The sequence below is a fragment of the Tenacibaculum salmonis genome (genome assembly GCF_041053065.1).
In the GTDB taxonomy this organism is placed as follows: Bacteria; Bacteroidota; Bacteroidia; order Flavobacteriales; family Flavobacteriaceae; genus Polaribacter; species Polaribacter pacificus_A.
Window position 1 is genome coordinate 635,557 of the sequence record NZ_JBFCVV010000001.1, and the last position, 15,517, is coordinate 651,073.

Annotated in this window: 13 protein-coding genes and 1 riboswitch; of the genes, 9 read left to right on the forward strand and 4 right to left on the reverse strand. The window is 29.2% G+C overall.

Going from position 1 to position 15,517, the window contains the following annotated elements; translation table 11 throughout:
• The first annotated feature begins 170 nt into the window (after nucleotides 1-170).
• Entirely contained in the window at nucleotides 171-1,376 is a 1,206-nt protein-coding gene (locus AB0T67_RS02600) for an AbiH family protein (protein ID WP_369219022.1), read from the forward strand.
• Nucleotides 1,377-1,455: 79 nt separating this feature from the next.
• On the opposite strand, the gene typA is transcribed toward AB0T67_RS02600, so the two are convergent.
• Together typA and AB0T67_RS02610 are read right to left on the reverse strand one after the other, a co-directional pair.
• On the reverse strand, nucleotides 1,456-3,228 hold the full coding sequence (gene typA / locus AB0T67_RS02605) for a translational GTPase TypA (RefSeq protein ID WP_271231932.1): 1,773 nt from the start codon (nucleotides 3,226-3,228) through the stop codon (nucleotides 1,456-1,458).
• A 90-nt stretch (nucleotides 3,229-3,318) separates the two neighbouring features.
• Entirely contained in the window at nucleotides 3,319-4,482 is a 1,164-nt protein-coding gene (locus tag AB0T67_RS02610; RefSeq protein WP_369219023.1) for a proline dehydrogenase family protein, read from the reverse strand.
• Between the two features lie 103 nt (nucleotides 4,483-4,585).
• Between AB0T67_RS02610 and aroB the strand changes: the two genes are divergently transcribed.
• Nucleotides 4,586-5,644 (forward strand): 3-dehydroquinate synthase, encoded by a 1,059-nt coding sequence (aroB, locus tag AB0T67_RS02615; RefSeq protein ID WP_369219024.1) that lies wholly within the window; start codon nucleotides 4,586-4,588, stop codon nucleotides 5,642-5,644.
• A 73-nt stretch (nucleotides 5,645-5,717) separates the two neighbouring features.
• Here the strand turns inward: aroB and AB0T67_RS02620 are convergent, their stop codons facing one another.
• Both AB0T67_RS02620 and AB0T67_RS02625 read right to left on the reverse strand, forming a co-directional pair.
• Complete coding sequence (locus tag AB0T67_RS02620) at nucleotides 5,718-5,930, reverse strand: transposase (RefSeq protein WP_455432236.1); 213 nt, start codon at nucleotides 5,928-5,930, stop codon at nucleotides 5,718-5,720.
• Nucleotides 5,931-6,121: 191 nt separating this feature from the next.
• Nucleotides 6,122-6,646 carry a hypothetical protein gene (locus AB0T67_RS02625; RefSeq protein ID WP_369219025.1) on the reverse strand — a complete coding sequence of 175 codons (525 nt, stop codon included), beginning with the start codon at nucleotides 6,644-6,646 and terminating at the stop codon, nucleotides 6,122-6,124.
• A 229-nt stretch (nucleotides 6,647-6,875) separates the two neighbouring features.
• On the opposite strand from AB0T67_RS02625, the gene AB0T67_RS02630 reads away from it, so the two are divergent.
• From AB0T67_RS02630 to cobA, 7 genes are all read left to right on the forward strand, one after another.
• The gene (locus AB0T67_RS02630; RefSeq protein WP_369219026.1) at nucleotides 6,876-8,339 is read left to right on the forward strand and encodes a cobyric acid synthase; all 1,464 of its coding nucleotides are present in this window, start codon (nucleotides 6,876-6,878) and stop codon (nucleotides 8,337-8,339) included.
• Nucleotides 8,333-9,346, forward strand: coding sequence for a pyridoxal phosphate-dependent aminotransferase (locus AB0T67_RS02635; protein WP_369219027.1), 1,014 nt, complete (start codon nucleotides 8,333-8,335; stop codon nucleotides 9,344-9,346). Before AB0T67_RS02630 ends, AB0T67_RS02635 begins: the two co-directional genes overlap by 7 nt.
• Entirely contained in the window at nucleotides 9,334-10,260 is a 927-nt protein-coding gene (cbiB, locus tag AB0T67_RS02640) for an adenosylcobinamide-phosphate synthase CbiB (protein ID WP_369219028.1), read from the forward strand. Before AB0T67_RS02635 ends, cbiB begins: the two co-directional genes overlap by 13 nt.
• Nucleotides 10,261-10,803 (forward strand): AAA family ATPase, encoded by a 543-nt coding sequence (locus AB0T67_RS02645; RefSeq protein ID WP_369219029.1) that lies wholly within the window; start codon nucleotides 10,261-10,263, stop codon nucleotides 10,801-10,803. It abuts the gene before it with no gap.
• Nucleotides 10,804-10,838: 35 nt separating this feature from the next.
• A riboswitch (cobalamin riboswitch) is annotated at nucleotides 10,839-11,031 on the forward strand.
• A gap of 81 nt (nucleotides 11,032-11,112) precedes the next feature.
• Nucleotides 11,113-13,155: a TonB-dependent receptor gene (locus tag AB0T67_RS02650; protein WP_369219030.1), complete on the forward strand. Its 2,043-nt coding sequence runs from the start codon at nucleotides 11,113-11,115 to the stop codon at nucleotides 13,153-13,155.
• Nucleotides 13,156-13,158: 3 nt separating this feature from the next.
• Nucleotides 13,159-13,959: a (2Fe-2S) ferredoxin domain-containing protein gene (locus AB0T67_RS02655; RefSeq protein ID WP_369219031.1), complete on the forward strand. Its 801-nt coding sequence runs from the start codon at nucleotides 13,159-13,161 to the stop codon at nucleotides 13,957-13,959.
• Between the two features lie 2 nt (nucleotides 13,960-13,961).
• Nucleotides 13,962-15,515, forward strand: coding sequence for a uroporphyrinogen-III C-methyltransferase (cobA, locus tag AB0T67_RS02660; protein ID WP_369219032.1), 1,554 nt, complete (start codon nucleotides 13,962-13,964; stop codon nucleotides 15,513-15,515).
• Nucleotides 15,516-15,517 lie beyond the last annotated feature (2 nt).

Below are 15,517 nucleotides of genomic sequence, written 5' to 3' on the forward strand. Positions count from 1 at the left end.
ACATCTTTAGTTCGCCTGAGTGCAAATATGATAATGATGATGATGTACTTGATTAAAATTCATGTTCTTTATTCTTACTGCAAATATTTGTTTTTTTTTGATACCTCACAAGGAAAAATTAAAATTAAACAAATTAATTTAAAAAGTTAATTATATTTACTTAAAAACTTATGAAAGAAAAAAGTAAAAATTTAATTGTAATTATCGGTAATGGCTTTGATTTAGCCCACGGATTAAAAACAAGTTATAATGATTTTGCAAATTATTATTTAAATGAGATTATATTGACCAAAATATTTTATTTCGAAAATAACAAACAGTTTTTAAATAAAGAACTTCTTATTTACCTTAATCAAAATATAATGACATTCAGTGATTTATCAACTGAATCAACAGACGACAAATTTTTAAATGATGTTTCATACTTTATTCAACAAAATAAAACAGATAAAGTTTCTCCTTTTTTAAATTCTAATAATGAATATGTTAAACTTTTAATATCTAATAAATTACTTGGGAAATTATATTCCAATTCCTTTGAAAACTGGTTCGACATAGAACAAGCATATTATGAAGAATTAAAAGATATTTATAATTTACCAAAAGTAAATCATAATCATAAATTAAAAATACTTAATAATAATTTACAAGAAATAAAAGAAGCCTTAAAAAAATATTTAAACGATAAAATAAAACCAACATGGAGTGGTTCTGTAAATAATTCTTTTGAAAGTCATTTTATCGATAGAGAAAATATCTCTTTCATTAATTTTAATTATACAAATACTATAAACTGTTATCGTGATTTGGCGAATATTAATTTCAACATACACATTCACAATAGTTTATCCGAAGATATTGTTTTTGGTTACGGAGATGATACAGACGAAATGTATCAACAAATGAAAGCTAGTAAAAATAATGATTTTCTAAAATATTTTAAAACTTTTGATTATTTAAAAAGCAAAAATTACAGAAAAGTACTTAATCAATTAGCTACTTTCGATAAATATGATGTTTTAGTAATCGGTCATTCATTGGGAGGAACAGATAAAACAATTTTAAAAACCATTTTAGATACTAATTCTTGTGAAAATATTGAATTATTAAAACGTTCTGATTTTGATACAGATGAAAGATATAAAGAATTAAATTTACTAGAAAAAGAACAACTAAAAGCAGACAATTTATTTGAATTATACTCAAATCTTGCTAGAATATTTGATTCAGAAGCTTCTTTAAGAGAAAAAGTTATCCCTTTTGAATGGTCTATTAATTTCCCTTCAATAACGACAGATGACTACACAACAATTTATGAAAGAGAAAAAGAGTTATTTGTAAAAAAACCAACATTAATTGAGCCTGGAGTTTATTAAAAATAAATCATCTAAAAAAAAACCACCTAAAAATAGGTGGTTTTTTTATATAAAAATTTTAAAATATAATTTCTTAAAATTATGCTTTAAAGTTAATTTTACGCATACGTAAACTTAATGGAGTAACTTCTAAGTACTCATCAGCTTTAATGTATTCCATGTTTTCCTCTAAAGAAAAATCAATTTTCGGAGCAATTTTCATAGCATCATCTGTTCCAGATTTACGCATGTTTGTTAATTGCTTTCCTTTAATTAAGTTTACAGCCATCTCATCAGATTTACTGTTTTCACCAATTACCTGTCCAACATAAATTTCTTGATTTACATCAATAAAAAACTTACCTCTATCTTGTAAACGGTTTAACGCATAAGCAGTAGCTTTACCAGTTGCTGCAGAAACGATAGCTCCTTTTACTTCTTCAGTAAAGTCTCCTTTATAAGGACCATATTCACTAAATCTGTGGTTAATAATTGCTGCACCTCCAGTTGCTGTTAAAATCTTGTTTCTTAAACCAATTAATCCACGAGAAGGGATAGAAAATTCTAAATGTTGTAAATCTCCTTTAGGCTCCATAACTAACATATCTCCTTTTCTAAGAGATACTAAGTTAATCGCTTTAGAAGCAACATCTTCTGGTACATCAATAGACAATGTTTCCATTGGCTCATGTTTCTTACCATCTACCATTTTAATAATTACTTGTGGTCTTCCCACTTGTAATTCATATCCTTCACGACGCATTGTTTCAATCAATACAGATAAATGTAATACTCCACGTCCAAAAACGTTAAATTTATCTTCAGAATCAGTAGTTTCAACTTTTAAAGCTAAATTCTTTTCTAATTCTTTAAACAGACGGTCACGAATATGACGAGAAGTTACAAATTTACCTTCTTTTCCGAAGAAAGGAGAGTTGTTAATTGTAAACAACATACTCATAGTAGGCTGGTCAATTTCTGTTCTAGGTAATGCTTCTGGATTTTCTAAATCAGCTATAGTATCACCAATTTCGAATCCTTCAATACCCGTAATAGCACAGATATCTCCACAAGGAACTTTATCAACTTGAACTTTACCCATTCCTTCGAATACGTGTAATTCTTTAATTCTTACTTTTTTATTAGTACCGTCAGCTTTACATAACATGTAATCTTTACCAGCTTCTAAATCTCCACGGAAAATACGTCCAATAGCAATTCTTCCTGTAAAAGAAGAAAAATCTAAAGAAGTAATTTGCATTTGAGGAGTTCCTTCGTTATACTTAGTAGCAGGAATAGATTCTAATACAGCATCTAATAAAGGTACGATATTATCAGTTTCATTTTTCCAGTCAGTACTCATCCAGTTGTTCTTAGCAGAACCGTAAACAGTAGTAAAATCTAACTGCTCTTCAGTAGCTTCTAAAGCAAACATTAAGTCAAAAACTTTTTCGTGAACGATGTCAGGAGTACAGTTTTCTTTATCTACTTTGTTAACTACAACAATAGGAGTTAAACCTAATTCTAAGGCCTTACCTAATACAAAACGAGTTTGTGGCATAGGTCCTTCAAATGCATCAACTAATAATAAAACACCATCAGCCATTTTTAATACACGCTCTACTTCACCTCCGAAATCGGCGTGACCAGGTGTATCTATTACGTTGATTTTTGTGTTCTTATAGTTTACTGATACGTTTTTAGAAAGAATTGTAATTCCTCTTTCACGCTCTAAATCATTATTATCTAACAATAAATCAGTACGTTCTTTACGATCGTCTAATATTTTTGCTTGATCTATAATTTTATCAACTAAGGTTGTCTTACCGTGGTCAACGTGGGCTATAATAGCAATATTTCTAATTGGTTGCATTCTTGGTCGTTTTTTAAAGTTGCAAAACTAGTGTTTTATATATAAATAAAACACTACTAGGTAAATAATTTATTTTACCTACTGTATTCATTACAGTTTTCTACGTTTTCTTTCTATTTTTATTAAATTAAGTTCTCTTGAAGTTTGCCCTGCTACAGAGGTATTTTCTTCAGCTCTACGAATTAAATAAGGCATAACATCACGTACAGGACCAAAAGGAACGTACTTCGCTACATTATAACCTTCTTTGGCTAAATTAAAACTTATATGATCACTCATACCATATAATTGACCAAACCACATACGTTTATCAGTTGGTTTTATACTATACTCTTTAGCTAAGTTCATTAATAAATAAGAACTTTCTTCATTATGAGTACCAGCAAATATTGCCATATTTTTATGCTCCATCATAAAACGAACAGCCTCATTATAGTTGTCATCAGTAGCTTCTTTATCTTTACATATAGGAGATGCATAGCCTTTTTCTTCGGCTCTTTCACGTTCTTTTTCCATGTAAGCACCACGTACTACTTTCATACCAATATGATATCCTTTTTGATGAGCTCTTTGGTATAAAGCACGTAAATATTCCATACGGTCATGACGATACATTTGTAATGTATTAAAAACAATTGCTTTGTCTTTATTGTATAACTCCATTAATTCTTCAATTAAATCATCGGCTGCATCTTGCATCCAACTTTCTTCTGCATCAATTAATAAAGGAACATCTTTTTCTACAGCTAATTTACAAACAGTATGAAAACGATTTAAAACTCTAGCCCATTCTGATTTTTCATCATCAGATAACTCCTTTTTTTCGCTTAATTTTTGATATAAAGCAAAACGTCCAAATCCTGTTGGTTTAAAAACTGCATACGGAATTGATTCTTTTTCATCTGAAAACTGAATAATTCTTACAATTTTATTAAGAGCATCATCAAAGCTTTCTTCAGCTTCTTTACCTTCTACAGAATAATCTAATACACTATACACATTACCTTTAGTGTACATTTTATCAATATTAGGCAAACAATCATCTTCGGTTACTCCACCACAAAAGTGGTCAAAAACAGTTGAACGAATTAAACCTTCAACAGGTAAGTGTGCTTTTAAAGCAAAATTAGTTACTGCTGTACCAATACGAACCATTGGCTGATTTTGAATCATTTTAAACAAAAAATATGCGCGTTCTAACTCTGAGTCAGACTTTAATTTAAAAGCAGTTTCGGTGTTGTTAAAAATTGTCATTAATGGAAGTCGTGTTATATTTTATTTCAAACACAAATATAAATGTACTCAATGATATATTTTAGTTTTTTCTATTTATTTTTGCTTTAAATTTTATATTAAAATGACCTCTATTCAAGCAGCAACATACCTTATTCATTTTAATGAGAAAGGTTATACAGAATTAGCGAACTTAATTCGTACTAATAACTACTCTTCTCTTTTTATATTAGTTGATGATAATACATTAACTGATTGTTATCCTCGTTTTATAGAATTATTAGAAACAGATAAAAAAATTGAAGTTATTCAAATTGAAGCAGGTGAAGTTCATAAAAACATTGAAACCTGCGTAGGTGTTTGGAATGCAATGACCGAGTTAGGCGCAGACAGAAAAAGTTTATTAATAACCTTAGGTGGTGGTGTTATTACCGATTTAGGTGGTTTTGTAGCCTCTACATTTAAACGTGGAATTGACTTTGTAAACATACCTACTACATTATTAAGTATGGTAGATGCTTCTGTTGGAGGTAAAACAGGCGTTGATTTAGGTGTTTTAAAAAATCAAATTGGATTGTTTGCGAATCCTGAATTGATTGTTTTAGATCCTGAATATTTACAAACGCTATCGCCTAGAGAAATAAGATCGGGTACAGCTGAGATTATCAAATACGGAATGACACATGACACTCATTTATTTAATGAAATTAAAGACAATCCAAAATTAAATATTGTTGATTTAATTCATCGTTCTATCGAAATAAAAAACGAAGTTGTTTTAGAAGACCCGAAAGAACACGGCGTTCGTAAGGCGTTAAACTGGGGACATACTATTGGACACGGAATAGAATCTTACTTTTTAGAAAGCGCACATAAAGAAAATTTAACACACGGAGAAGCGATTGCAATTGGTATAATTTGTGAAGCTTATCTTTCTTCTAAACTTTTAAATTTCCCTTCGGATAAACTTAAAGAAGCTAAAAAAGCTATTATTGCTATCTATGGTAAAGTCGCTATTTTAGATGATGATATTCCTCATATTATGGAATTAATGAAACACGATAAGAAAAATATCGGTGGAGAAATAAATTTCGTTCTTTTAAATGATTACAGTGATTTCAAAATTAATTGCACAGTTGATAGTCAATTAATTATTGATAGTATCGCTTACTACAATTCATAATAAAAAATAAAAAGCAGAAATTTCTATGGAAATTTCTGCTTTAACAAAACATTAAATTAAACTAAATATTTTTTTAGATTCTTAGAGCCTCTTTTGTTAAATGAACATGACTCGGCATAAAACAATACGCAAATACTTCCATTCCTTTTTCTTTTCTGTAATAATTTATACTTTCTTCTAACACAGAAAAATAAACCTGCCTTGTAAAAATATCTAACCAATATACCATAGCAAAACTTATAAAGTATACTCCTGATTCGTTATGAAATTTATATTTTCTACTCATTACTCACTTTTTATTTAACTTCTTTTTTGCTAGTGCGAGCGTCTCGTTCGTTCTCTATATACTTTTATCACAACTACTAATCCTTTTATATATAATCATTACCGCTTACTCATACCGTCACGAGCAGGATGCTCGCGCTAGCGGGGGGGGCATAACAAATTGTAAATACACTATAAAATAAAAGCCAAAGCTTATAATGTAGTTTGTTCATTTTCTAATTGTTTTAATTTTTTTGTTATTCTTTTATATAAAAAAAACATAAATGGATAAATAAGTATAGGATAAATAAGGTTTATTAAACCTTTTCTTAAATATTTATTTTTATCTAATTTCTCTTCATTCTTTTTTCTCACTATGGTTTGTTTTAAATTTGGACGATAAAAAACTTTAATAGTATCTGATGACAAATCTGCATAATTTGGGTTCTTATATATTGTTCTAACACCTGGTGTTTTACCTAAATTAACACTTGCTTTTTTATTATTGATTGTTCCATAGCCGTAACAATTAAAATCATCACTACCATTTCCTGTTCCACAATCTAATTCATCTAAATAAAAAAGACCTTTTTTATATTCATTTGCTTTTAAATAAATAGTTAAAGGATATCCTCCCCAATATAAAAATAAGAGCATAGGAAGAAACCCTATAAAAAGAAGTACTATTAATGTTACTTGTTTCCTTTCTAAATTTTGGTATGTAATATTCTCAGGCATTAATTTATTATGTGTTTTAATTTTATAAAGGGAATAATTCAACTCTATCTATAAATTCCCATTCGTAACTTTGATCAAAAATAGTAACGTCTCCTGCCTTTATTTTTCCCCCGCTAGCACAAGTGTCACGCTTGTGCTATCAAATATCCTAAAATTACTATAATAATACTACTATTGTTTAAACAAAGTATGTATTTTATTCAATATTTTTGTGCTTCAAAAAAACAAAATGAAAAACCTACACCCTATAATGTTAGTCGGCACAGGCTCTGATGTTGGTAAAAGCTGGATAACTACAGGGATTTGTAGGTGGCTAAAACAAAAAGGATATAATCCTGCGCCATTTAAAGCGCAAAATATGTCGTTAAATAGTTTTTCTACTCCTGATAATCTTGAAATTGGAAGGGCGCAAGCTGTACAAGCTGAAGCCTGTGGTATTTCACCAACTGTAGAAATGAATCCGATTTTATTAAAGCCATCTTCTTTAAATAAATCTCAAATTGTTTTACATGGAAAACCAATTGGTGATCAAACTGCAAAAGAATATTTTTTAGGCGATAATAAAAAACAGCTGTTTGAAGAAGCTAAAAAATCGTTTAAAAAATTAGCTTCAAAACACAATCCTGTTGTTATGGAAGGTGCAGGAAGTATCAGTGAATTAAATTTAAAACATCGAGATATTGTAAATATGCCAATGGCAGCAGCTGCAAATGCTTGTGTTTATTTAATCGCTGACATTGATAAAGGCGGTGTATTTGGTAGTGTTTATGGTACTATTGAATTACTTGAACCTTGGGAACGAAAACTTATAAAAGGTATTATAATTAATAAATTTAGAGGAGATCCTAATTTATTTATCGAAGGAAAAAAGAAATTAGAAGAACTTACAAATATTCCTATATTAGGAATTTTGCCGTATGCTACGGATATTATTATCGAAGAAGAAGATTCTGTTGCTTTAAATAAAAGAGCAACAACGGCTATCGATAATAAATTAAATATTGCAGTAGTAAGACTTCATTACATGTCTAATTACACCGATTTTCAGGCATTAGAACAAGAACCGCTTATCAATTTATATTTCACAAGAGATTCCGAAGAACTCAGAAAGGCAGATATAATTATTATTCCAGGTACAAAAAACACTATTGAAGATTTAATCGCTTTAAAAAAAGATAATTTAGATACCGTTATAAAAGAACAATATAAACAGATTCCTATTCTTGGAATTTGTGGTGGATATCAAATATTGGGTAAAACTATTAACGACCCTTTTTCTGTGGAAAGTAATATTAAATCAGAAGAAGGCTTAGGTTTGTTTGATATTGAAACGACACTTTCTAAAACCAAACAAACCATACAACGTAGTTTTCAATTTAAAAACAAAAAAGAACTTTGTGAAGGTTACGAAATTCACATGGGAGAAACTATTGTTCCGAAAAACAAACACCTAAATTACATCAACGGAAAAGAAGAAGGTTATTTTGACGGAAATAAAAGTTGGGGTACATATTTACATGGTATTTTTGATAATCAAGAAATAATTACCGAATTATTACGCATAAAATACCCTGATGCTAAGGCTATAAATTATAAAAATTTTAAAGCTGAACAATTTGATAAATTAGCCAATTGGATTGATGAAAATTTAGACATGAAAGCCATCATAAAAAACAGTACAAAAGAATGTTAAACGGACATGGAGATGATCTTCATTTAATTAAAGGAGAAATTAAACACAATTTTAGCTCGAACGTATATTATAAAGGATGCCCAGAAAATTTACTTTCACATATTTCAAAAAGTGTTCCTTTAATTCAGAGTTACCCCTCGCCCACTGCAAGCGAATTAAATGTTTTGGCGGCTAAAAAATTCGACTTAAAAAGCGAAAATTTTTTATTCACCAATGGTGCAACTGAAGCTTTTTATTTGATTGCTCAATTATTTTCTGATAAAAAAACGGCTATTGTTGCGCCTACTTTTTCGGAATATGAGGATTCTTGTAAAATTTTCAAATTAGATTATCAATTAATTTTTAGAGATAAAATAAGCGAAACAAATGCAGACCTTATTTTTATATGTAATCCTAATAATCCTACGGGAGCTATTTTTTCATCCGAAGAATTAACAACCTTTTTTAAACAAAAACCAAACACTTTTTTTGTTATTGATGAAGCTTATATTGAATTTACCGACAGCGGAACATCTATTGTTTCATTAATAAAAAAGTTTGATAATTTAATAATCATTCGTTCATTAACTAAAACATTTACAATTCCTGGTTTACGTTTAGGATATATTATTTCTAATGATAAATTAACAGCATCAATCTTAAAATTAAAAATGCCTTGGAGCGTTAATTTATTAGCCGTAAAAGCAGGTGAATTTATTTTTGATAATTATAAAAGTATTCAATTTAACGCTACAGAATTAATTACAGAAACGATACAATTTCAAAAAGAATTATCTAACTTAAAAGGAATAAAAGTTTGTAAAAGCAATACATCTTATTTTTTAGTCGAATTATTAAATGATAAAAAAGCCAAAGATTTAAAAGCGTATTTAATTGAAAATCATCAAATTTTAATTAGAGATGCAACTAATTTCAAAAAACTAAACGGCGAATATATTCGACTTGCTACACAAAGTAAATCAGCAAATAACACTCTAATTCAAGCATTAAAAAAATGGATTTCTTAATTTACATAGCACCATTATTTTTGGCTTATATTTTAGATTTAATTTTAGGTGATCCTAGATGGTTACCACATCCAATACGTTTATTTGGAAATTTAATTTCTTTTGGCGAAAAAAAATTAAACAAAAATAAAAATCGATTTTTAAAAGGCGCATTATTAACATTATTACTTAGTATTGGTACTTTTTTGTTTTTTTTTATCACCAGAAAATTTATCACCAATAATATTGCGAGAATAATTTTTGATGTTATTTTCTTATTTTATGCTTTAGCTAACAAAAGTTTAATTGAAGAAGGAAAAGCTGTTTTTACCGAACTAAAAAAAGGAATTACTCAAGGAAGAAATCGTGTTGCTTGGATTGTTGGTCGTGATACTTCTAAGCTTAATAAGCAAGAAATTATAAAAGCGGTTTTTGAAACACTTTCAGAAAATTTAAGCGACGGAGTTATTGCGCCACTTTTTTACTTTGCTATTTTAGGCGTACCTGGAGCAATGCTTTATAAAATGGTAAATACACTAGATTCTATGATTGGCTATAAAAACGAACGTTATATAAACTTCGGTAAATTTGCAGCTAAGCTAGATGATGTTTTAAATTACATTCCTTCACGTTTAACGGCAATATTAATGCTACTCGTTACTTTTTCTTTAGATAAAATTATTTTTGTGTGGCAACAAGGAAAAAACCATTCAAGCCCTAATGCAGGATATCCTGAAGCTGCTTTAGCAACTATTTTAAATTGCAGATTTGGCGGCCCTAATTATTATCATGGTAAGTTAGTCGATAAACCTTTTATCGGAAATAACAATCGTATTATAAAAGAAAGCGAATTTAAAAAAGTTGCTTTTATCAATCATACTGTTACCCTTACCTTTGTACTTTTAATTGGTTTAATTACCTACTTTTTATTTTAAATGAAACGATATATAATTACGGGCGCACCTGGAACAGGAAAAACTACTTTAATTAATGCTTTACGCACCAATAATTTTTATTGTTTAGAAGAGGTTTCTCGTAAAATTATAATTAACGAACAAAAAAACAACGGAAATAAAACTCCTTGGCAAGATGTAGTTGGTTTTACCAATTTAGTTTATCAAAAAACTATTGCCGATTTAACTATTTTAAGTGATAAAACTACTTTTGTTGATCGTGGATTAGCAGATAACATTGCTTATTTAAAATTACATAAACTACCTATTAGTAAACATTTTTTTAATTTCGATTATAAAAAAAAATATCATACAACCGTTTTTGTACTTCCACTTTGGAAAGCTATTTATAAAGAAGATCCACAACGATTACAATCTTTTGAAGAAGCTAAAAAATTACAAGAGTTACTTTTAGAAACTTATACTAACTTAGGTTTTTCTATTTATATTTTACCAAAGAAATCAGTAAACAAAAGAGTGGAATTTTTAAAAAAACTGATAAAAAAACAACACAAACCAAAGTAGCACAATAAATAATATTTGTTTAAATAAAAGAAGTATCTTCGCGGCTGTTAAATGGTTTTTTACATTATTGTAAAAATTAAAAGGGAATTTGGTGTAAATCCGAAACTGTTCCCGCAACTGTAAAACTCATATCAATATTTTATTATCAAAAACCACTGTAGTTATAACTATGGGAAGGTAAATAAAATAGAGTTAAGTCAGGAGACCTGCCACTAAAACAATAATTTATATTAATAACTCTCGGGTAAAGAGTTAGAAAATTATGTTTTTTCATATTTTCTTTCCTTGCCTGCTTAAACTCTTTTTTAAATGAAAAAATTGATTTTATGCAGTGTATGGTTTATGTGTTGTACACATACCATATTCTCACAAAAAAACACCAACAAAAAAAACTCAGAAATAGAACTTTCTGAAGTAATTATCAATGCTAAAAACGAAAAAAAATTAGGAACTAATAAGGTTTCTAAAATTTCATTACAATTAAGACCAATAAATAGTGCCCACGATTTTTTAAAAACTGTACCAGGTTTATTTATTGCGCAACATGCTGGTGGCGGAAAAGCCGAACAAATATTTTTAAGAGGTTTTGATAACGACCATGGAACCGATTTTGCTGTTTTAGTTGATGATATTGGCGTTAATTTAAGTTCTCACGCACACGGACAAGGCTATGCAGATTTACATTTTTTAATTCCTGAAACTGTTCAAGCTGCCGATTATTATAAAGGACCTCATGAAACTTCATTAGGAAATTTTGCCGTTTCTGGAGCTGCTAAATTTTCATCAAAAGATAAAGTACATCGTAATTTTGTAAAGTTAGAATATGGTCAATACGATTTTGCTAGAGCTTTGGCAATGGTATCACTTATTGATAAAAACAATTTTTTAACTAAGAATGAAGAAAGTGCTTACATTGCTATTGAAGGAACTTATAATGACAGTTTTTTTGAAAGTGAACAAAGACTTAAAAGATTAAATACATTTACAAAATATACCGTTGCATTTTCTGATAATCATAAATTAAGAACATCAATTTCTACATTTAATAGTAATTGGAATGCTTCGGGTCAAATACCTTTAAGAGCTGTTAAAAGTGGATTAATAGATAGATTTGGAGCTATTGATGATAAAGAAGGTGGCGATACTGAAAGAATACATTTTAACATGCAATTAAACTCTCAACTTTCAGAAAAAACACAACTTACAAATCAGTTATATTATGTTGGCAACAAGTATAATTTATTTTCTAACTTTTCTTTTTATCAAAACAATCCTGTTGATGGTGATATGATTCATCAGCAAGAAAATCGTAAAATGTACGCCTATAAAGGAAATATTTCAACTAAAAATATATTTCAAATACCAAACAGCACCACTACTTTTGGTTGGGAAATTAAACGTAATAATAACAATATTGGTTTAAATAACGCTATTGGACGTACATTATCAAATCCTATAAATGAATTTGATATTAAAGAAACAAACGTTGCTTTATTTTTAAAAGAAAGAATTCAAATAGCTCCTAAATTAACGGCTTTAGCAGGTATTAGAGCTGATTATTTCGATTTTAACGTAACTGAAATAGTACCAGTTCCTCAACATGGAAAGACGAATACTCTTAGAATAAGTCCGAAATTTAGTTTGTTTTATGATGCTACTAAAAACCTACAGCTATATGCAAAAGCTAGTTCAGGATTTCATTCAAACTACGCAAATGCAGCTATAACAAATAAAGAAATTAATCCGCTGCCTAGAGCTGTTGGTTATGATATTGGTACAGAATTTAAAATTGGAAAAAACTTTGTTGGTAACATTGCTACTTTTTATTTACAAAGTGATGCTGAATTTGTTTTTGGTAGTGATGGATTTGAATTTGAAAATAAAGGAAGATCAAAACGAATTGGTAGTGAAGCATCTTTTAGATATCAACCGTTGCCTTATTTTTGGTTAGATACCGATTTAAATTATAGTTTTGGAACTTTATTAGATGCCCCTAAAACTGAAAACAAAATTCCTAGTGCGCCTCGTTTTACCTCAACTGGTGGCGCTACTTTGCGTTTAAAAAATGGAATTAACACATCGTTACGTTATCGTTTTTTAGGAGAACGTCCTTTAATTGAAGATGAATCTGTAATTGCTGACAGTTATTTTATTGCAGATTTTGTTATCAATTACACAAGACCAAAATATCAAATAGGTTTATCCGTAGAAAATATTTTTAATACAGCATGGAGAGAAGCTGTTTTTTATGATTCTTCACAATTACAAGGAGAATTACAACCTGTTGATGATATTCATTTTACACCAGGAACTCCTTTTTTATCAAAAGTAAGTTTCACTTATTTCTTTTAAATTATGGGGAAAAATATCGCCAATACAACACATACTTTTTTCTTTTGTGACGGAAGTTCTTGTCAAAAAGCAGGAAGCGAACAAGTAACAAGAGCTGCCAGAGCTTACTTACGAAACAATAATCTTTGGGATAAAACCCATACAATTAAAACAAGATGTAACGGCAGATGTGAAGATGCTCCTACCTGTATTGTCTATCCTGATGAATTTTGGTATAAAGAATTAACACCTGAAAAAATCACTCCAATTATAAAGGCTCACATTAATAATGAGCCTTTTAATGAAGATAATTTATTATACAAAAAAGGATGGAATGAACAAGTTTCTAATAACGAAAGAGCTCCTATAAAACCAAAACCTTTTGAGTTAAAAAATGATGCAGAATTAGGAGACTGCTATATTACTAGAGGTTTTAGTTCAGATCAATATTTATATCCTCTTTTCTTATATTTATCAGAAAATCCAAAAGGTGTAACACTTGCTATGGCTGATAAAAATATTATTTCTTTTGATAAGATAAATACAGTAAATTATTCAGATACACATACGCTTGAATTAAAAACTAAAACGGAAATCATAAAGTTAACAATCGCTGCAGTTCCTAAAGAAAATAAGGAATTACAACAATCAAAAATTTCTAGTACAGAATATTTTCATCAAAAAGAAACAGCACTCACAGGTATTCGTTTCAAAAATAAATTTGGTGAAATTTTAGGAAAAATAACTTTCGATTCCATAGAAAATAAAGCTTGGTTATATTGCACTAAAATTCAGTTACAAAACACCAACTTACATTTAAAATAATTATGAGTAAACAACATGTTTCAATATTAGGATTAGGCTGGTTAGGTTTACCTCTTGCTTTGCAGTTACAAAAAAATGGATATACTGTTAATGGAAGTACCTCATCTGTAGAAAAACTAAAAACACTTGCTAAATATTCGTTTCATACTTGTAGAATAAGGCTTGAAGCCGATAGTATTATTGGTGATTGGGAATCTTTTATTACAGATACAAACATCCTTATTATTAATTTTCCGCCTAAAAGAATTGATAATATTGAAACAATTCATCCGAAGCAAATAGCGCAAATTATACAACAAACTCCTAAATCAACAAAAGTTATTTTTGTGAGTTCTACTTCGGTATATCAAAACAATAATAATCTTATAAATGAAGCTGAAAAATGTGTTCCTGAAAAAGCATCTGGACACGCATTAATTAAAGCCGAAGAATTATTACAACAACATTTTGGTGATAATTTAACTATTTTACGTTTAGCGGGTTTAATCGGTGCTAAACGTCATCCTGGAAGATTTCTTTCCAATAAAAAGCAATTAAAAAACCCGAATGTACCTGTAAATTTAATTCATCAGAAAGATGTTATTAGTTTAATCGATACTATTTTAGAACAAAATTGTTTTGGTGAAATTATTAATGGTTGTGCAGATATACATCCGAAGAGAAAAGAATATTATGAAAATGCAGCCATCAAATTAAATATGCCTGCTCCTATTTTTGAAACAACAACAGCATCAAAAGAACGTTTTAAAATAATTGATAATTCAAAATCAAAATCGTTATTAAATTTCACGTATCAGTTTGCTAATCCTGAATGGATTTTTACAAGAGAACATTTACCTGAAATTTCGATTGTTGGCGCAGGTCCTGGAAATAAAAATCTACTAACTTTAAAAGCTTTTGAGGCGATTGAAACTGCGGAAATTATTTTACATGATAATTTAATTTCTGATGAAATATTAAACATCAATACACAAGCGGAACGTATTTATGTCGGTAGAAAATTTGGCGATAAAGAAGACCAACAAAGTCGTCAAGATAACATCAATTTATTGATGAAAAAACATTGTGAACAAGGTGATAAAGTCGTTCGCATAAAATCTGGCGACCCATATATTTACGGAAGAGCTGCCGAAGAGGTTCGTTTTTTAAAGAAACATAAACTTCCTTTTACAGTTGCACCAGGAATTTCAGCTGCATTAGCAGCCGCTAGCGCAGTTAACATACCTATTACGGAAAGAAGAAAATCAAACGCCGTTTTAATTTGTACCGCACATACAGCCGATTATTCAACCGCACAATTGAAAGGAATTGCTGAAATGCTAAAAGCAGGAAATACATTAGCGCTGTATATGGGCTTAAAAAGTTTAGACAAATTAATTCCTAAATTGATAAGCATTTGTGGAGATTCTACAATTCCTATCAATGCTGTTTCTAATGTATCAAGAGAAGATGAAATATTACTTTCATCAACATTAGAAGAAATAGAAAACGACATCAAAAAACAACCACTACAAATGCCTGTAGTATTTTTAATAGGTGTAAAACCAATAAATTAAAT